We start from the raw sequence: 18,606 nt of genomic DNA on the forward strand, positions 1-18,606 counted from the left end.
GATGAATGCATGAGTGAGCAACCTTTCAACCTGCGTCGGATCGCGGTGAAAGTGTACTCACCCTCACTGCTGTACGGGTTGGGCCTGGGCGCGGTAACGCCCATCATCGCCCTGTCCGCCCTGGACCGCGGTGCCAATTTGGCCACTGCCGCGCTGATCGTCACCCTGGTCGGGGTCGGCTCCCTGCTCTCCAATGTCCCGGCCGCGATGCTGACGACGAAATTCGGCGAGCGCATGGGCATGGTCGCCGCCGCCGGCTGGGCATCATTGGGCATGGTGCTGGGCATCGTCCCCTCGAACCTCGGCCTGTTTGCGGTGGGTGTCACCATGCTGGGCATGGCGGGTGCAGTGTTCAACCTGGCCCGGCAAACGTATCTGGCCGAAGCCGTTCCGCTGGCATTCAGGGCCAGGGCCATGTCGACCCTGGGCGGCGTGATGCGCATCGGGGTGTTCATCGGGCCCTTTGCCGCCACCCTGGCCATGAAATGGTTGGGCATTGCGGGGGCCTACTGGGTGGGGATGGGCGCGATGTTCATCGCCATGATCGTGTGTTTCAGGATCCCTGACCTTGTGTCGCGCGCCCCGCTGGAAGCCGGCCAAAGCCGCGCCGGCGGATCCATGTGGAGCATCGCCAAGGACCACTGGCGGACCCTGCTGGGGATCGGGCTCGGCGTCGTGTGCATTACCGCGGTGCGCTCCACCCGCCAGGTCGTGCTTCCGTTGTGGGGCGAAAACCTCGGGCTCGACGCCGCGACCATTTCCCTGATCTACGGCGTCTCCGGAGCCATTGACATGCTCATTTTCTACCCCGCGGGCAAGGTCATGGACAAGCGCGGGCGGGTGTGGGTCGCAGTGCCGTGCATGGTGGTGATGGCCGTGGCGTTGTTCCTGCTGCCAATGACCCACAGCGTGCCGACCATGATGGCCGTGGCCATGGTGCTGGGATTCGGCAACGGGATCGGTTCGGGCATCGTGATGACACTGGGTGCCGATTATTCCCCGGTGGCCGGCAGGGCGAAGTTCCTGGGGCTGTGGCGATTGATGTCGGACTCCGGGGCGATGGCCGGGCCGGTGGTGCTTGCGGCCCTCGTGGCCACGGCGACCCTGGGTGCCGGGGTATGGGCAATCGGAGGGGTCGCACTGCTGGGAGCAGGGATCTTTGGCTACTTTATTCCGCGGACCAACCGCCGGCGAATGGGTGCCCCGTAACGGGCAAAAAGCACGTGCACGAACAAGCCCGTGACCACGGCGGTGCCCAGGACCAGGGCCAGGCCAACCGCCAGGAACAGCAGCAGTTGCACGTTCCCCACGGTTCCGATGGCCGGGTGCGGCATCAACAGGGCCAGGGCCAGGGCACCTGCCGCGGCCGGTGCACCCAGGGTGGCCAGGGCCCGAAGGAATCTTTCCGGCGCGGGCCGCGTGCCATGCCCGGCGGTCTCCGAGGCCGCGGAACTCCCGTGCGCATGGCGCAGGAACAATCCCGCCAGAACGCTCCACCAGGCCACCACCAGATAGGCGGCGATCACGTCGCTCGGTCGGTGCCAACCCAGCACGAGGGTCGAGGCCCCCGCGATGGCGGCATAACCCCATCCCAGCAAGGCGAGAAGGGGCCGCTGCGCCTCCGGGGTGACGATGAAGATTGCGGCCATGGCGGCAGCGGCAAAGGTCGTGTGCCCGGAGGGGAACGAGTTCATGGAAGCCCCCGAGATGTTCAGGTCCGGCCGGTCCAGCACCACGTGCTTGAGCAGCTGGGTGGAGCCGGCGGCGCCCAACAGCAGCGCACCGGCCACCATCGGGCGGAGGAAATCGCGCCTCCGAACCAGGGCGAAGAGGATGAACCCGCCGGCCAGCAGGGCCGATGCCGCGGGCATGTAGTCAAGGAACGCCAGGGCCGGGCCGCGGGTCTTGTCAGCGGCCAGAAATGCCTCCCCGCCCAGGAGCGCTGCCTCGTCGATCCACTGCCCCAGTTTCGTGTGGACGAAGAAGATGTAGCACGCCCAGAAGGCGGCGGCCAGAAGCACAAGGGCGCCGTACCATGGCCACAAGGCGCGGCCCGGAGCGGCGTTCGGCGAATGCTTGGCGGAGGATGTCATGGCCACTAGGATTTCACAATTTCGTCGCTGCGGGCCCGGAACGTGGGCTTTATCCCATGGGTTCGCCGGGTCGGCACGCCCTGGAACGGGCCCGCGCAATGCCTTCGGCGGTCCACTCGGATGGACGGTGCACAACTTTGCACCCGGGGCCGAAGCTGAAGGGAGAAGCGGCGGCGCCGTGTCAGGTGTTGCGACGGATAGGCTGGAAACCATGAACCAGCTGCCCGATCTTGACGAGCTCATCAACGCCTCGCACGTGGTGTCCCTGCCCATGACTGTGCAATTCCGCGGGGTGCGGCACCGCGAGGCGATGCTCCTTGAGGGACCGGCCGGCTGGGGCGAATTCTCGCCCTTCCTGGAGTACGGCGCCACCGAGGCGGCCTCCTGGCTGCGCTCGGCCATCGAGGCGGCCTGGGAGGGGTACCCGGAACCCGTGCGCAGCAGCGTTCCGGTCAACGCCACGCTTCCGGCCGTGGGTCCGGAGCGGGTCGAGGCCGTCCTGGCCTCCTACGATGCAACGCACACCATCAAGGTCAAGGTCGCCGAAGCGGGCCAGGACCTCGCCCAGGACCTCGCCCGGGTGGCAGAGGTCCGCCGGCTGCTCCCGGAGGCGGCGATTCGCATCGACGCCAACGCCGGGTGGGACCACGCCGCGGCGATGGCTGCGTTGGAAGCGCTGGCAGGCTTCAAACTGCAATACGCCGAGCAACCGGTTGCCGGCATCGAGGGGCTGGCCCGGGTGCGCGAAGAGGTGGCCCGGCGCGGACTGGGAATCTTGATTGCCGCGGATGAATCGGTGCGCAAGGAATCCGATCCGCTGGCGGTGGCCCGCGCGGGCGCTGCCGACCTGATCGTGATCAAGGCACAGCCGCTGGGCGGGGTGCGCCGGGCCATCCAAATCGTGCGCGACGCAGGGTTGCCGGCCGTGGTTTCCTCGGCGCTAGACACCTCCATCGGCCTGCGGCAGGGCGCGGCCCTGGCCGCCGCGCTGCCGGAGCTGCCCTACGCCTGTGGGCTGGCCACCGGCTCGCTCTTCTCCTCCGACATCACCGCCGACAGGTTCATCGCCGTCAACGGCGCCCTGCAGCTGCGGGACATCATTGCCGACCCGGAACTGGTGCGCCGGCACGCGGTCTCCGCCGAGCGCCTGGCCTTCTGGCGGCAGCGGCTGGCCGACTGCCACGAGGAGTTGTGCAGGGCAAACGCCTAACCGAAGCAGGGAACCGCCATCGTCCGGTGCCAAGGCACGCGCGATGGCGAGATCCACCTCACAATTCAGCCCGATGGGTCGAAACCGACACCTGCCCGTCTCCCGCCGTTAACCCTGCGGCGGCCCGTCGCTCACCGGTGGCTGGAACGCTTGGAACCGAAGTAATCCACTCGATAGCGTTGTACGGAGAAAACCATGAGCCTCGCACGTACCTTCCTACCCATGCTCGGGCATACCCGCGGAAACCGCGATGCCGCAACCTGCCACTTCAAGTGCGGCAATGCCTGCGCCAAGGACGTCTGCAACACCAGCGAAAACAGCTACTTCCGGGACATTGCCGATTCGGCACTGAGCCGCCGCTCCATCCTCGGCTTGGGGGCCGTGGCTTCCGCCGCCCTGGTGGTCGGAGTCGACACGTTTGGCACTGCTGCGGCCCAGGCCGACACCCTGGTTGCCCCGAATGGCGGAGGCAAGCTGAGGTTCAAGGCCATTGCCCCGGTGCCGCGCACCACCGACGCCATGACGGTTCCGGAAGGCTACGACTGGGCGACGATCATCCGCTGGGGCGACCCGCTATTCAACAACACCGCGCAGTTCGACATCACCAACCAGAGCGCCAAGCGCCAGGCCGGCCAGTTCGGCTACAACAACGACTACCTGAACATCATCGTTGACAAGTACTCCGGACGCTCGGGCGTGCTGGTGGCAAACCACGAGTACACCAACGAAGACCTGATGTTCGATCCCGTGTGGTTCGAGTCCAACAAGGCCGAGGCCGCGAAGATCGCCATGGCCGCCCACGGGTTCTCCGTGGTCGAGGTCAAGCGGGTCAAGAGCGGCACGCCCTGGTCCTACGTCCGCGGGGGCGAGCGCAACCGCCGCATCACCGCCACCACCGCCTTTGCCGTCGACGGCCCGGCCGCCGGATCGGACCTGCTCAAGACCGTGGCCGACCCGGCAGGACTCACGATTCTCGGCACCCTGAACAACTGCGCCGGCGGCACCACCCCGTGGGGCACCGTGCTCTCCGGCGAAGAGAACTTCAACCAGTACTTCCGCGGCACCGGTTCGGCCTCCGATGCTCGCTACGGCCTTGCCGACCAGGCCACCGAGCGCGGCTGGGAAGACGTGGACCCACGCTTCTCCGCCCGCAACCCGGGCTACGAGAACGAGATCAACCGCTTCGGCTGGATCGTGGAGATCGATCCGCAGAACCCGAACTCCACCCCAGTGAAGCACACCGCGCTGGGACGCTTCAAGCACGAGGGCGCCAACGTGCGGATCGCAGATGACGGACGCGTCGTTGCATACTCGGGCGACGACGAGCGCTTCGACTACGTCTACAAGTTCGTCTCCAAGGCCAAGTACCGCCGAGGGGACCGCAAGCACAACATGACCCTGCTCTCCGAGGGCGACCTCTACGTTGCCAAGTTCACCGGCAATTCCCCGGCCGCCGAAATCGACGGGTCGGTCTCCGTGCCTTCCGACGGTGCCTTCGACGGCTCGGGCTCCTGGATTCCCCTGGTCGTCAACGGGGAATCGAAGGTTCCGGACATGAGCGTTGAGGAAGTGCTCGTCTACACCCGCCTGGCGGGCGACAAGGTCGGCGCCACCAAGATGGACCGTCCCGAGGACGTGGAGACGAACCCGGTCACAGGAAAGCTGTACATCGCGCTGACCAACAACACCCAGCGCGACACGACCGGCAAGGCGACCGTGGACGAGGCGAACCCGCGCACGAAGAACCGCGACGGCCACGTCATCGAGCTGACCGAGCGCAACAACGACGCGACGGCCACCGAATTCGCCTGGAACATCCTGCTGGTGGCCGGCGACCCGTCCAAGGACGAAAGCACCTACTTCTCCGGATACCCGAAGGACAAGGTCTCCCCGATCTCCTGCCCGGACAACCTGGCCTTCGACTCCAAAGGCAACCTCTGGATCTCCACCGACGGGCAGCCCGGCACCATCGGGTACTGCGACGCCCTGCACAAGGTCACGCTGACCGGTGCGGAGCGCGGCCGCGTCGAGCAGTTCCTGGCCGTTCCGGCCGGGGCCGAAACCTGCGGCCCGCTGATCCACGACCGCGACGGTTCGGTCTTCGTGTCCGTCCAGCATCCGGGCGAGAATGGCACCTTCCAGGACCCGACATCGTTCTTCCCCGACTACGTGCTGAGCCCCTCGAAGGCCAAGCGCGGCGAGGTTTACGGTCCGCGTCCCTCGGTGGTCCAGGTGTTCTCCTCGGCCAAGGGCAACGGGCCCAAGAACTAGTAGTAGCCAAGACCCTTCGGCCCAGAAGGCTCTCGGTCCCAACGGTTCACCGCCGATTGGGGCCGGGGGCCTTTTGCGTGCCCGAAGGATATCTTGCTGCACGTTGTCTGGAATGGCCGGGTGCCGTCCGATACGTCGCCGTTTCCGAATGGCCGCGGAACGGTTCTGGTCGGGGTCGGAATTAGGATGGAAGACATGCCTTCTGATTCCGTCCCCGAACTCGCCTCCATGGATGTTGCCCGCCTGCTGCTGGCTGCTCTGCAGACCCGCGGGGTTCGTGACGTGGTGATCTGCCCCGGGTCGCGCAGCGCCCCGCTGGCCTACACCCTTGCCGAGGCCGAAGCATCGGGAACGATTCGCCTCCACGTGCGCATCGATGAACGCGTGGCGGGATTCACCGCCCTGGGGCTGAGCCTGGCAAGTGGTGCGCCGGTGCCGGTGGTGACCACCTCGGGAACCGCGGTGGGGGAGCTGCTTCCCGCGGTCATGGAGGCCAACCACGTCGGAGCCAGGCTGTTGGTGCTATCGGCCGACCGCCCCACCGAATTGCACGGGACCGGCGCCAACCAGACCACCAACCAAGTCGACCTCTTCGGCGCCCATGTGCGCGGCAGCGTCGACATCCCTGCCGGGACGAACCCGGAATCCTCGGTCGCCGCTGCCCTGGCATCCTCGCAGGGTTCCGGCGCGGTGGCACCCGGCCCGGTGCAGATCAACGTGGCCTTCCGGGACCCGCTGGTTCCTGCCCCCGGGGACAGGTTGCCGGATTTTGGTGCCAACGTGTCCTATCCGCCCGTCGCGCTCGAAACGAACACGGACCTGGGGTGGAGGAACCGCACGCCAGGGTCGGAACGCCGAACGGTGGTGGTTGCGGGTCACGGTGCTGGCCCCGAAGCCGAGGATTTCGCCCGGACTCTGGGTCTGCCGCTCTTTGCCGAGCCGAGTTCCAACGCACGCTTCGGGCCCAACGCCATTGGCCCGTATCGGACGCTGCTGGCCAAACACATGGCACGCATCGAACGCGTGGTCCTCTTCGGTCGACCGACCCTCAGCCGGCCGGTCGGCATGCTGCTGGGCAACCCGAACATCGACTCGGCGCTCTGGTCGCCGGCACCGGCCCCATGGTTTGAACGAGGACGCAGGCGCGAGCAAACCATCGCCGATCCCGCCGCACTGGTGGAGTTCGCCGGGGTTGCTCCCGACGGCTGGCTGGGGCACTGGCAGCGTCTGGGCCGGCAGGCCGAGGAAACCATCCAGGTATCGGTCGCCGCCAGCGGTGGCCTGAACGGCCCCGTGGTCGCTCGCGAAGTCTGGGCCCTGTCCCACGGGAACCTGGTTCTGGGATCCTCCAACGTCATCCGCGATGCCGACCTCTGCGGACTCCCGGCGGAGCGGGCAGCCGCAAGGGTCTACGCAAACCGGGGCCTGGCCGGGATCGACGGAACGCTGGCCACCGCCACGGGCATTGCCCAGGCGCGTGGAGGCAGGAAGACAACACTTCTGGTCGGGGACGTGACGTTCCTGCATGATGTGGGAGGGTTGCTGATCGGCGACGGTGAACCCGAACCCGAGATGGACGTCGTGGTCCTGAATGATGCAGGAGGCGCCATCTTCTCCACCCTCGAACACGGTGCGGTTGAGGAATCCGGGCGCTATGCCAATGCGGTCGAACGGCTCTTTGCCACCCCGCACCGGGTGCGGATCCAGCCGCTGGCCGCGGCGTACGGATGGGAATTCCTGGCCGTGAACACCGTGGAGGAACTCAGGAACGTGCTGCAGACCCCCGGTGGCCGCCGCATCATCGAGGTCGCGGTGCCACGTGCTGGCCTGCGCGCCATGCATGCAGGGATCACCGCACAAATCAACGAGATGGCCTGGCCGGAAACACGCTAAGCCAATCCAGCAGGAAACAGACAGGCCCTCCCCGGGATGAAATGGTGAGCATCCACGGGGCGGGCCCGGTGTCATTCGTTGAAGCGCTGGCGACCTATTGCGGAGCCAGCGGTGCGGATCCGGCACCGCTGTTCGGGGCCGGGAAGATGCGTGGCACGCCCGCACTTCTGCCGTCCAAATCTGGAACAACTAGCTGCTTTCGACGAGGGTCATCAACGATTCCTTGCCTCAGCCGTTAACTGTCGGCCTGTTGTCCTGGTTCGCCTCCAACGGCAAGGTCCCGATGGCCGTGGTGGTCATAGACACGCTGGCCGCAATCATTCCGCTGTTGCGACTCTTCCTGTTCCTGCAACACTTCTGGAAAGCGGGGCTGACTGCGGGAGCCCTGAGATGGGCAAGCTAACCATTTCTTCTGGGGCAGAAGCACGCACCTGTCCATAAGAGGTGGCTTGGTCCGGTCTTGGTGCCCAGGACAATGTGGACGCGAAACCGCAGGCGGTCCACCGGGGCGAGTGTTAACGGGCGAGGGGCGGCTGGTCATCCATATGGATTGCCAGCCGCCCCTCGGGCATTGCAGGAACTACTCTGCGATCTGCACGTGGGTGGGATCGAGCACGCGCTTGAGGAAGTCCTGGGTGCGTGGCTGCTGAGGGTTGCCGATGACGTCCTTGGCCGGGCCCTCTTCGACGACGACTCCGCCGTCCATGAAGATCACCCGGTCGGCGACCTCCTTGGCGAATGACATCTCGTGGGTCACCACCAGCATTGTCATGCCGGCCTTGGCGAGCGAGCGCATGATGGCAAGCACTTCGCCGACGGTTTCCGGGTCAAGCGCCGAGGTTGGCTCGTCAAAGAGCATCAGCGTTGGGTCCATGGACAGCGCCCGGGCGATGGCCACGCGCTGCTGCTGGCCTCCGGAGAGCTCATCGGGGTACCGGTCGCCAAAGTCTGCCAGGCCCACGTGAGTGAGATTCTTTTGGGCCACTTCCTTGGCCTGACTGGCTTGGCGCTTCAGCACCTTGGTCTGTGCCACGGTGCAGTTCTCGGTCACCGTCAGGTGTGGGAAGAGATTGAACTGCTGGAACACCATGCCGACCTTTTGGCGCATCTTGTCGAGATCGACGTCAGGGTCGGTGGTTTCAAAGCCGCCAACGTGGATCGTGCCGCCGTTGGGCTGCTCGAGCAGATTGACGCAGCGCAGCAGCGTCGACTTGCCCGAGCCCGAGGGACCGATAAGGCAGACGACCTCTCCGGGCTTGACCACAAGGTCAATGCCCTTGAGGACCTCGTTGGATCCGTAGGACTTGCGCAGCCCGGTAATGGAAACGCCTGAGGCCTTGAAACCGTCTGGGATGTTGGAATTGTCTGTCATGAGTCTTTCCCTATCGCTTCGTCCGTGCGGAACGGGATTCGAACTTTCGAGCGACCAGGCTCAACGGAACGGTGATCACCAGGTACAGGGCACCGGCCACGATCAACGGCGTGATGCCGGCCCCCAGGGAGGAGATCCCGTCGCGACCAAACTTGGTCATCTCGTACTGGGCCATGCTCGCACCAAGGATGAAGGCCAGCGACGAATCCTTGGTCAGCAAGATGACTTCGTTGGTCATGGGAGGCAGGACGATCTTGAATGCCTGCGGGATCACGATGGTCACCATCGCGCGCCACGCGGGCATGCCAAGCGAACGTGCCGCTTCGATCTGTCCCTTGGGCACGGCCTGGAGTCCTGCTCGGAGGGTTTCGGCGATATAGGCCGAGGCAACCAGACCAAGGGAAACCATGACGACCACCGGCTGCGGCCAGCTGGTGCCGGGAAACGCGGTTGGCACACCGTATCCAAAAGTAATCAGGACCAGGATTGCCGGCACGCCACGGAAGAATTCAATGAATCCCGTGGCAAACCAGCGATAGGGTGCGAAGCTGGCCATCTTCATTAGTGCCAGGATCAGCCCCAGAGTGATGCCGAACGCGAATGAGATCACGGTGTAGTACAGGGTGTTCTTTAGCCCGACGGTAATCAGTTCCGGGAAGATGGGGCCAAGTTTGTCGAACGCGAAGAAATTGTCGTTGAGGATCTTCCAGTCGATCTGCAGCACCACGGCCACGATGACGCCGATGAATATGACGATCTGTATAAGTTTGCTTAATCGGGCGCGTTGACGAGTTGTCATGGCCATGGGATTGAAGCCTTCCGTGAAAGGTGGCGAGGCCCAAGATCCGTTCGGGAGCCGGGGCCTCGCCTGAGTGCTTGCGTCAAACGTCGATGCTGCTAGTTGGAAGCGCCGAACCAGGTCTCTTGGTACTTGGCCAGCGAGCCGTCATCGGTCAGGCGCTTGAGGGTGGTGTTGACCTTGTCCAACACAACCGTTCCACCCTTCGGCACTGCGATGCCGAGCTGTTCACCGGTCTTGAAGTCGGCAACGCGCTTGAGCGTCGGATCATCCTTGATGGCGTAGCCAAGCACAGACTGGTTTCCCAAGGTCGCAACGGTCGTTCCGGCCTTCAGGGAAGCGAGCTGGAGACCCGAGTCCTCATAGCCGATGGCATCAAGGCCGTTTTCCTGGGCAAACTTCGCACCCGTGGTGGCTTGTTGCACACCGATCTGTTTGCCCTTGGCGGACTCCAGGTCGGTCACCCCGGAGCCTTCCTTGGCGACGAGGGTCAGATCGTCATCCATGTAGGGGGTGGAGAAATCCATGTTTCCCTTGCGGGCATCGGTGATGGAGACCGAGGAAATCGCGATATCGCACTGCGTCCTGAAGAGTCCCGACTCGATGGAGTCGAAGCCGGAATCGATCACATTGAGTTCGAGCTCCAAGTCCTTGGCGATTTCCGCGGCAATGTCCATATCGAAGCCGACGTTCTTGCCGTCCTTGACGAACTCGAACGGCTCGTACGGAATGTCTGAGCAAACGGTGAGTTTTCCGGCATTGATGACGGTGAGGGCGTTGGCGTCCGACGACGCAGCGGGGGTGTCGCTGCTGCCGCAGGCGGTCAGGGCAAGTACGCCCACTGCCGCCACGGCAAGGGACTTAAGCACGTTGGATGAAATCCGCATAGGAGTGTGATCCTTCTCTAGGTGATCGCTCGCAGGGTTTGCGTTGGTGATCATTCTAACCGCAAGCGCAGACCCATGAGATATGCCTCACAGGCTACATTCTTTTTCTATGAGTAAACAAGTGCTGTTGTGCAATTGTTGTATGAACGCATGCCAGCGGCTAGATGCCCAAGGCCTCGCGCATGGGACGCATCTTGGCCCAGGATTCGGCAAGCTCGGCGGCCGGGTCCGATGCAGCGACTATGCCACAACCCGCGTAGAGCCTAATGGACGTCGGGGATTCAATTACTCCACCACGCAAGGCAATGCCCAATTCGCCGTTCCCGCGAGTGTCGATCCAACCCACAGGGCCGGCGTACGGTCCGCGGTCCATGCCCTCAAGCTCACGCAGGATCAGGCCGGCCGCCTTGGTGGGGGTGCCGCACACGGCCGCGGTGGGATGGAAGACCTCCGCCAAATCCAGCATGCTCGGCACCGAACCGTCGGCCCGAGTGGCCAATGTCGCCTTCACGTCCGAGGCCAGGTGCCAGACGTTGGGCAGTTGAAGGACGAATGGCTCGTCCGGCGCGTCCATCCCCGAGGACAGCGGTCCCAGCTGCTCGGTCAACGAGTCGATGGCCAGCTGGTGCTCGTGGCGCTGCTTCTCGTCCTCAAGGAGCATGCGGTGTGCGTAGTCTGCGTCTCCGCTGGGCGCGGTGGCCCGGTCCAGGGTCCCGGCCAGCACGCGGGCCTCGGCGACGTCCCCGCGCACCCGCACCAGCATTTCCGGTGTCGCGCCGATGAGCCCGTCCACCGAGTAGGTCCAGCAATCGCTGTAGCGAAGCGCCAGCTGGCGCAGCAGCTGGGCCACGGCGATCGGCGAGCCGAGCTCGGCGACGGCGTCGCGGGCCAGGACCAGTTTGGTGATGGCCCCGGACTCGATGACCGAGACGCCCTTGCGCACCGATTCCAGGTAGGATTCCTCGGAAATCTGGCCGGCCACGAGCCTGTCGATGCCTTCGCCCAGTTCATGTTCGGGGGAGTAGTCCTCCAGCAGTGCCGCAAGCTCTGCTTCGGCCGATTCCACGCTCAACTCGGCCCCGGGATCGGCAACGGTGTACGTGATCCAGCTGCAGGCGTCGTTGCGGCCCACCACGATCCTGGGAACGATCAACCGGGAGACGTAGGAGCTGCTGAAGGAGAAGGCGAAGGCCCCGTAGGCGATCAACCCCGTGCCAGGGTGGTTCACGTTGTCCTCGACCTCGGCTGCCGCCGCCACCGCGTCCCACCAGGTTCGGGCCTCGGCGAAGCGCTCGGGCCCCGTGGCTTCAAAGCGTGCGACCTGCCCAAAACCGACGGTTCCTTCGCCGCGGCGGGACCACACCAGGGAATCGTCGCGGATGACGTAATCGAGCAGGCCGTGCTCGCTCATGGCCGGTCGCTGGATGGTGATCGAACGCAGGTGCGGGACGATGCCCGGGGCCTGGGCCCCCAAGGCGGCGGAAAGTTGGGAAGTCATGATCTGCCAAGCTTACCGCCGGGAAACAGCCTCCATGGAGGCCACGTGGCGCCGCTCACCCGGGGGCCCGGCAAAGTGACGTTTTCCCCTAGCCGCGGAACTTTGCGACAATGAAACGGTGAGCCGTGCATCGCTGGAAAAGCGCCCCGAAGAAGTCCAAGCCATGTTTGATGATGTTGCCCCGCGTTATGACGTGATGAATGACATCCTGTCCATGGGCCAGACCCGCCGATGGCGAAAGATCGTCGTCGACGCGGTGGGCGCCAAGCGCGGCCAGCGGGTCCTCGACCTGGCCGCCGGCACCGGCACCTCCTCGGAGCCGTACGCCGATGCCGGCATCGGCGTCGTTGCGTGCGATTTCTCCCAGGGCATGCTCAAGGTCGGCAAGCGCCGCCGCCCCGACATCGACTTTGTGGCAGGGGACGCCACCAACCTCCCCTTCGCCGACAACAGCTTCGATGCCTCCACGATCAGCTTTGGTCTGCGCAACGTCAACGAGCCCAAGAAGGCCCTGACGGAGATGCTGCGCGTGACCAAGCCGGGCGGGACCCTGGTCATTGCCGAGTTCTCGCACCCGACCTTCGCACCGTTCCGCACCGTGTACACCGAGTACCTGATGCGTGCGCTTCCGTCGGTGGCCCAGAAGATCTCTTCGAACCCCACCGCCTATGTCTACCTGGCCGAATCCATTCGTGCCTGGCCCGCCCAGGACGGGCTGGCCTCGTGGATCGAGGACGCAGGCTGGGAGTCGTGCCGCTACCGCAACCTCTCCGGGGGCATCGTGGCGGTTCACCGGGCCACCAAACCCCTGGCCTAGTCCCGCGATGCGGGCCGCCGCCGGGCACCCGACCTGCCATGATCCCGGCACATAGGATGCCCGGGCAATGATTGGCGATAGAGTGTCCATGTACTAGAGCAGCTGGTGCCTACCGACCAGCACCCAGAACCGGCCACATGCCGCGGCTGGAGCCGACCGTCGAGAGATAGTAAGTCTTAGAACAGTGACCGATTCCCAGACAAACTGGACAGCTGCCGGACACGGCGTGCACGACTCCTTTGATTTGAACCCCGAGACGGGTGTCCTGGCTGCGGCCGTCAACCTCCCCGGCGGCTTTGGGCTGATTGCCCAGGACCCCGAGTTCGGTCCGGCCATCGCCACCGGGATGGCCAAGGTCGAAAAGCTGTTGCGCGACGCCATCGCCAACTCCGATCCGCTCATCGATGCCACGAGCCGCCACCTCGTCGAGGCCGGAGGCAAGCGCATCCGGCCCCTGCTGGTGATCCTCACGTCGCTGCTTGGCGACGGCGTGACGGAGGACGTCATCAAGGCCGCCGCCATCGTGGAACTGACCCACCTGGCCACGCTCTACCACGACGACGTCATGGATTCGGCACCGCTGCGCCGCGGTGCACCCACCGCCCACGAGGTCTGGGGCAACTCCGTCGCGATCCTCACCGGCGACTTGATCTTCGCCCGCGCCTCGGTGATCGGCGCGGAGCTTGGCCCGGAGGCCGTGTCCATGCAGGCACGCACCTTCGAGCGACTGTGCCTGGGCCAGCTCCACGAGTCGGTGGGGCCACGCGAGGGCGATGACCCGATCGAGCACCACCTGAACGTGATTGCCGACAAGACGGCATCCCTGCTGGCCACCTCCGGCGCCTTCGGCGCACTCTTCGGCGGCGTGGGCCAGTACGTCGAGGTGCTGCGTTCCTACGGCGAGAAGGTCGGCGTGGCCTTCCAGGTGGCGGACGACGTCATCGACGTCACCGGCGCGCAGATCCGTTCCGGAAAGACGCCAGGCACCGACCTGCGCGAGGGTGTTCCGACGCTGCCGATCCTGCTCATGCGCGATGCCGCCGCCGGAGGCGACAAGGATGCAGCCGCGGTGCTGGAGTTGGTTGACGGCGATTTGACCGAGGACGCCGCCCTGGCCCGTGCCGTGGAAGCCGTTGCGGGAAATCCCGCCACGACACAGGCCTGGGGCGTGGCTCGGCACTGGGCGGATGCCGCCATCGAAGCCCTGGCCCCGTTGCCGGAGGGAACCGTCAAGGAATCCCTGGCAGCGTTTGCCGATGCCGTGGTGACGCGCGAACTCTAGGGCAAGCGCAGAAGAAGCCTAGAAGCGGAACCGTTCGGGGTGCTCTCCCCAAAGGTTCCCCTCGCCAAGGGCCGCCCGCAACTGGGCGGCCTTTTGCGCACGCAGCTCAACCGGGACGCGGTGGCGCAGGTGCCCGTAGAGGTTGTCGCCCGGGAAGCGCGGGAAGACATGCTGGTGGTAGTGCCACACATGCTGGTTTCCCGCCGGCTCGTTGTGCTGCCGGGTGCTGGTCCCCTCGGGGTTCCATGCCAGCTTCATGGCCAGGGCGATGCGCCTGGTTTCGAACATGATTTGGGCTACGACCTCGTCGGGCAGGTCGTAGAGGGCCTCGTGGTGGTCCACCGGAATGACCATGGCGTGTCCGCCGTAGGGGCCGAATCCGTCGCACGCCATGATGACGGCGACGGATTCGGTGCGGTAGATCAGGTCACCGGGCACGCAGAGGTTGCCCGGGGAGAGCTCTCCGCCGGCGAGCAGCTCGCAAAACGGGCAGAGATAGCCTTGCGGAGCGTGCGAATTCCACAACCCGTCCATGAACGAAAGCTAGTTGTTCAGCTCGGGGGAAAGTTCGTCAAAGACCCAGCTGAACATGTCCAGGACGTATTCGCTGAAGGTGCCCTCTTCGCTCTTCCAGATGCCGCGGGCGTTCTGGCGGCGGTACACGATCGGGTCCGGGACCTCGAGCTGGTCCACGCGGATGCCCCACACGTACTTTTCCTCTTCGTCCTCCAGGAACAAGAGGTAGCCGTCCTCGATCTCCAGCTCATCGGGATCGAAGAAGTAGTGGTAGGCCTCCATCAGGTCTTCGCAACCGCCCAGGGCCAGATAGAACTCGCGCAGCACCAGCGGGATCGGTGAGGGGACCAGGGACAGGGCGTCATCGAGCTCGGACTCGGTCAGCCCGTCCTCGACTTGCCACTCGTCCTCGAGGTACAGCGGAACCAGCGAACGGAACTTCTCAAGGAACATATCAGCCATGCCCTCCATCCTATCTGGGCAGGTACCTAGTTCAGGTCCATGGCCGTGAGTGCGAGCCACAATTGCACCCGGTCTGCCGTGGTCGTTGGATCGTAGCCGGAGAGCTCGCTGATCTGTTGCAGCCGGTATCGGACGGTATTCCGGTGCAATCCCAGGGCCTCGGCCACGGCCCCCACGCTTCCGTCGAGTTCCAGGTAGCTGCGCAATGTGCCCAACAACTCGGCCGAGTGCTTCCTGTCAAAGGCCTGCAACGGCTCCAGTGCCTCCTGCGCCAGGGCATGCAGCGGCACGTCGCGGGCGGCGAGCAGCAGCGAGGTCAGCGAGAGCTTGGAGGGGGTGTTGATGCGTTCGCCGTGGCGCAGCGCCTCGATGGCCTCGAAGAAGCTCCAGCGCAGCCCGTTGGGTTGGGTGTAGCCGCCGCCGAAGCCGACCCGGGCAACGATGCCCGCACCCTGTAGGTAACCGTCGAGGGCATCGGCCAGCCCGGCACCGTCATTGCGCGCCACCACCAGCGCCAGCCGGTCCTCGACGATGGCCGAGACGGCGTGCTCGAATTGCGGCGGAATGGGCAGCGTGCGCAAGGCCTTTTCCTGCCCCGTGGCGGCCACCAGCACCACCGAGTGCGGCTGGTCTGGATCGATCCCGATTCCCTGCAGCCGGGCGTTGGCCTCCGAGCCGGTGAGCGTGCCTGCCAGCAGATCGGAGAATGCCTGTCCGGCGACAAGCCGCCTGGATTCGCGCAGTCGTGCCTGGTTGGCAAGTTCCAGCCCGATCAGTCCCTGGGCGTAGTCCACCAGTCCGTCGTGGCCGTAGGGTTCGGCCAGGTAGAGGGTGCACTTGTCTCGCAGGCCACTGGCGATAGACACCGCGTGCCATTTATCTTCGCCCAGCTCCGGACCGTGGATCCGGGCGGCGAACTGGGTCAGCGCGACCGCAGTGCCCAACATCCGCGAGAGATCGGTCAGCATGGCGCGCAGCCCGCCGGTGAGCAGCGTGGAGGCGAGTTGCTGGTGTCCCTTGAGCAGCTGCTCTAGCCGTTGCAGGTGGTCTGCGTTCAAGGCGTCGGCAATGAGCTTGGTGATGGCCATGAAGGGGGTTTCGTAGGGAACCTCGAAGACCGGCAGGCCCAGCTCGGCGGCCTCGCGGATCACGGCGGCCGGCACGCTGCGGTGGCTCAGGCCGGTGCCGTAGCCCAGTGCCAGGACGCCGGCAGCATGCACAGTCCGGACGAAGGCCTCCTGGTTGGCGATCGTGGTTTGTCGAAGTCCCGTGGTGAGTACGATGGCGCCGGTGGTGAGGAAGGGGGAGGGGTCGCGCAGCTCGGTGACGGCCGCCCATTCGATGGGTGTGTGTCCCACGCCGGAGAAGTCGGTGTGGGGCTTGAGTCCGAGGCTCCGGGACTCAAGAAGTTTCAGCAGGGTGATGGCCATGCACTAATCTTATGTAACTTTTTGTGCATCCGCACGATTGGTTGCCTGTGCAGCGGCGGAAGTATCGCGCGATTGTCTATAGTCCGGCTCACATGTGGGTTAACGTTGGTGCATGACCACTCCATCTTCTGCCCAGAGCGGAAAACCCGCTCTGGCAAGTCGAGAAACCTTCTCCTCGCGCAAACTCTTCATTCTCTCCGCCATCGGCTCCGCCGTCGGCCTGGGGAACATTTGGCGCTTCCCATACATCGCCTACGAGAACGGTGGCGGCGCCTTCCTGGTCCCGTACCTCGTGGCACTGCTGAGTGCCGGCATCCCGCTGCTCTTCCTCGACTACGCGATCGGGCACAAGTTCCGCGGCTCCGCACCATTGGCCTACCGGCGCCTGCACCGCAGTGCCGAGGTCCTGGGCTGGTGGCAGGTGCTCGTCTGCTTCATCATCGCCATCTACTACGCGGTCATTATCGCCTGGTCCGCCATGTACACCTGGTTCTCGGTGACCAAGGCCTGGGGCGGGGATCCCGGAGCCTTCTTCACCGGCGACTTCCTTCAGGTCTCCGAGTCCGTAAACGTCGGCTTCAACTTTGTCCCGGGCGTCTTCTGGCCACTGATGGTCACCTGGGTTGTCGTGATCGGCATCATGGTCGCCGGCGTGAACAAGGGCATTTCGCGGGCCAACGCGGTGTTCCTGCCTCTGCTGGTGGTCATGTTCATCATTCTTGTTGTCCAGTCGGTGTTCCTTCCCGGTGCCGTTGATGGACTAAACGCGTTCTTCACCCCGAACTGGGAGGCCTTGGGAGACCCGGGCGTGTGGGCTGCAGCCTACGGCCACATCTTCTTCTCGCTGTCCGTGGCCTTCGGCATCATGGTCACCTACTCCTCCTACCTCAAGCGCAAGACCGACCTGACAGGTTCGGGCATGGTTGTCGGTTTCGCCAACTCCGGCTTCGAGATCCTCGCCGGCATCGGCGTCTTCGCAGCCCTGGGCTTCATGGCGCACAACGCCGGCACGGCCGTGGGAGACGTGGCGGTGCCGGGCATCGGCCTGGCCTTCATCGCCTTCCCGACGATCGTTTCCGCGGCACCCTTCGGAGCATTGATGGGCGTGCTGTTCTTCGGCTCCCTGGTCTTCGCCGGGGTCACGTCGCTGATCTCCATCCTTGAGGTCATCGTCGCCGCAGTTCAGGACAAGCTCGGCTGGTCGCGCATTAAGGCCTCGTTGGTGGTGAGCGTACCGGTGGCCTTCGTGTCGCTGTTGCTCTTCCCGACGGCTACCGGCCTGTACCTGTTGGACACCTTCGATGCATTCGTCAACAGCTTCGGCATCCTCGCCGGCGCCTTGGTCGCCGTCATCCTCATCGCCTGGTTCCTGCGCAAGCTGCCGATGCTCTCGGACCACCTCAACAAGGTGTCCTCGGTGCGCATGCGCACGACCTGGATTGCCTTGGTCTCCGTGGTGGCCCCGCTGGTGTTGGGCTACATCCTGTACAACGAGTTCTCTTCCAAGATCGCCGAGACCTATGAGGGTTACCCCGTTTGGTTTGTTGGCGTGTTTGGCTGGGGGATGGCAGGTGCGCTGGTGATTGGCGCGCTGCTGCTCACGCTGATTCCGTGGAGCTCCAATTCCAAATTGAACGACCCCGAATACGCGGCCATGGTGGCCGCAGATGAAGCGGAGGAAACACGATGACACCCATCGCAATCGTCATGATGGTCATCGCCATCGTGACCGTCTGGGGCGGGCTTGGCCTCGCCCTGGTCAACTTGGTCCGGCACCCGGAAGATGAGGGGCACCTGCCCGAGACCATCGCGCCGGAACTCTAGGCCCACCGGCGTGTAGCCACACGTCAACCCATTGATCGGTCCGTTGCGGCGGCAGGTGATTCCTGCGGCCGCAACGGACCGATCGTGCTTAAGGACCAGACCCAACACGCCTGTGCATTTGCACTGGAATCCGGGATTCCGACTGTGCCGATTTCACTGGCGGACGCAGTGGCGCGCGGCATAGGCTACTGGGAAGTAGATACCACCAAGACACCGGGTTCCATAGTGCGCCCCGGTGGCCGGGCCGCCGCG

17 protein-coding genes are annotated in these 18,606 nt (G+C 64.9%); 9 read left to right on the forward strand and 8 right to left on the reverse strand.

Translation table 11 applies throughout. From position 1 onward, the window contains the following. Window positions 1–9: 9 nt before the first annotated feature. The gene (locus ACLQ7E_RS05915) at window positions 10–1,209 is read left to right on the forward strand and encodes an MFS transporter (protein WP_411731645.1); all 1,200 of its coding nucleotides are present in this window, start codon (window positions 10–12) and stop codon (window positions 1,207–1,209) included. Here the strand turns inward: ACLQ7E_RS05915 and ACLQ7E_RS05920 are convergent. Then, window positions 1,164–2,093 carry a phosphatase PAP2 family protein gene (locus ACLQ7E_RS05920; protein WP_411731662.1) on the reverse strand — a complete coding sequence of 310 codons (930 nt, stop codon included), beginning with the start codon at window positions 2,091–2,093 and terminating at the stop codon, window positions 1,164–1,166. The genes ACLQ7E_RS05915 and ACLQ7E_RS05920 overlap by 46 nt on opposite strands. Before the next feature lie 211 nt (window positions 2,094–2,304). Between ACLQ7E_RS05920 and ACLQ7E_RS05925 the strand changes: the two genes are divergently transcribed. From ACLQ7E_RS05925 to ACLQ7E_RS05940, 4 genes are all read left to right on the forward strand, one after another. Beyond that, window positions 2,305–3,303 carry an o-succinylbenzoate synthase gene (locus ACLQ7E_RS05925; protein WP_411731646.1) on the forward strand — a complete coding sequence of 333 codons (999 nt, stop codon included), beginning with the start codon at window positions 2,305–2,307 and terminating at the stop codon, window positions 3,301–3,303. A gap of 195 nt (window positions 3,304–3,498) precedes the next feature. Next, the gene (locus tag ACLQ7E_RS05930; protein ID WP_411731647.1) at window positions 3,499–5,574 is read left to right on the forward strand and encodes a PhoX family protein; all 2,076 of its coding nucleotides are present in this window, start codon (window positions 3,499–3,501) and stop codon (window positions 5,572–5,574) included. A gap of 195 nt (window positions 5,575–5,769) precedes the next feature. Further along, window positions 5,770–7,467: a 2-succinyl-5-enolpyruvyl-6-hydroxy-3-cyclohexene-1-carboxylic-acid synthase gene (gene menD / locus ACLQ7E_RS05935; protein WP_411731648.1), complete on the forward strand. Its 1,698-nt coding sequence runs from the start codon at window positions 5,770–5,772 to the stop codon at window positions 7,465–7,467. Between the two features lie 223 nt (window positions 7,468–7,690). Next, window positions 7,691–7,870, forward strand: coding sequence for a hypothetical protein (locus ACLQ7E_RS05940; RefSeq protein WP_411731649.1), 180 nt, complete (start codon window positions 7,691–7,693; stop codon window positions 7,868–7,870). A 177-nt stretch (window positions 7,871–8,047) separates the two neighbouring features. Here ACLQ7E_RS05940 and ACLQ7E_RS05945 read toward each other — a convergent pair whose 3' ends face one another. From ACLQ7E_RS05945 to ACLQ7E_RS05960, 4 genes are all read right to left on the reverse strand, one after another. Next, window positions 8,048–8,839 carry an amino acid ABC transporter ATP-binding protein gene (locus tag ACLQ7E_RS05945; protein WP_411731650.1) on the reverse strand — a complete coding sequence of 264 codons (792 nt, stop codon included), beginning with the start codon at window positions 8,837–8,839 and terminating at the stop codon, window positions 8,048–8,050. Between the two features lie 10 nt (window positions 8,840–8,849). Next, complete coding sequence (locus ACLQ7E_RS05950; RefSeq protein ID WP_411731651.1) at window positions 8,850–9,644, reverse strand: amino acid ABC transporter permease; 795 nt, start codon at window positions 9,642–9,644, stop codon at window positions 8,850–8,852. A 92-nt stretch (window positions 9,645–9,736) separates the two neighbouring features. Beyond that, window positions 9,737–10,525, reverse strand: a complete 789-nt coding sequence (locus tag ACLQ7E_RS05955; protein WP_411731652.1) for an ABC transporter substrate-binding protein — start codon at window positions 10,523–10,525, stop codon at window positions 9,737–9,739. 160 nt (window positions 10,526–10,685) lie between these two features. Next, the gene (locus tag ACLQ7E_RS05960) at window positions 10,686–12,023 is read right to left on the reverse strand and encodes an isochorismate synthase MenF (RefSeq protein WP_411731653.1); all 1,338 of its coding nucleotides are present in this window, start codon (window positions 12,021–12,023) and stop codon (window positions 10,686–10,688) included. 118 nt (window positions 12,024–12,141) lie between these two features. Here ACLQ7E_RS05960 and ACLQ7E_RS05965 point away from each other — a divergent pair, with 118 nt between their 5' ends. After that, window positions 12,142–12,840, forward strand: a complete 699-nt coding sequence (locus tag ACLQ7E_RS05965; protein ID WP_411731654.1) for a demethylmenaquinone methyltransferase — start codon at window positions 12,142–12,144, stop codon at window positions 12,838–12,840. A 184-nt stretch (window positions 12,841–13,024) separates the two neighbouring features. Further along, window positions 13,025–14,122, forward strand: coding sequence for a polyprenyl synthetase family protein (locus ACLQ7E_RS05970; protein ID WP_411731655.1), 1,098 nt, complete (start codon window positions 13,025–13,027; stop codon window positions 14,120–14,122). Between the two features lie 18 nt (window positions 14,123–14,140). Here the strand turns inward: ACLQ7E_RS05970 and ACLQ7E_RS05975 are convergent, their stop codons facing one another. Genes ACLQ7E_RS05975 through ACLQ7E_RS05985 form a run of 3 tightly spaced genes read right to left on the reverse strand, consistent with a single transcriptional unit; the run spans window position 14,141 to window position 16,530 of the window. Further along, a complete protein-coding gene (locus ACLQ7E_RS05975; protein WP_411731656.1) occupies window positions 14,141–14,656 on the reverse strand; it encodes an HIT family protein in 516 nt (171 codons plus the stop codon). A 9-nt stretch (window positions 14,657–14,665) separates the two neighbouring features. Further along, window positions 14,666–15,100, reverse strand: coding sequence for a hypothetical protein (locus ACLQ7E_RS05980; RefSeq protein WP_411731657.1), 435 nt, complete (start codon window positions 15,098–15,100; stop codon window positions 14,666–14,668). A gap of 26 nt (window positions 15,101–15,126) precedes the next feature. Then, window positions 15,127–16,530, reverse strand: a complete 1,404-nt coding sequence (locus tag ACLQ7E_RS05985; RefSeq protein ID WP_411731658.1) for a PucR family transcriptional regulator — start codon at window positions 16,528–16,530, stop codon at window positions 15,127–15,129. Window positions 16,531–16,642: 112 nt separating this feature from the next. Here ACLQ7E_RS05985 and ACLQ7E_RS05990 point away from each other — a divergent pair, with 112 nt between their 5' ends. Together ACLQ7E_RS05990 and ACLQ7E_RS05995 are read left to right on the forward strand one after the other, a co-directional pair. Continuing rightward, window positions 16,643–18,220 carry a sodium-dependent transporter gene (locus tag ACLQ7E_RS05990; RefSeq protein WP_411731659.1) on the forward strand — a complete coding sequence of 526 codons (1,578 nt, stop codon included), beginning with the start codon at window positions 16,643–16,645 and terminating at the stop codon, window positions 18,218–18,220. Further along, the gene (locus ACLQ7E_RS05995) at window positions 18,217–18,354 is read left to right on the forward strand and encodes a methionine/alanine import family NSS transporter small subunit (protein WP_411731660.1); all 138 of its coding nucleotides are present in this window, start codon (window positions 18,217–18,219) and stop codon (window positions 18,352–18,354) included. Before ACLQ7E_RS05990 ends, ACLQ7E_RS05995 begins: the two co-directional genes overlap by 4 nt. Window positions 18,355–18,606: the final 252 nt, after the last annotated feature.

This window comes from Paeniglutamicibacter sp., from assembly GCF_046714615.1.
Classification (GTDB): domain Bacteria; phylum Actinomycetota; class Actinomycetes; order Actinomycetales; family Micrococcaceae; genus Paeniglutamicibacter.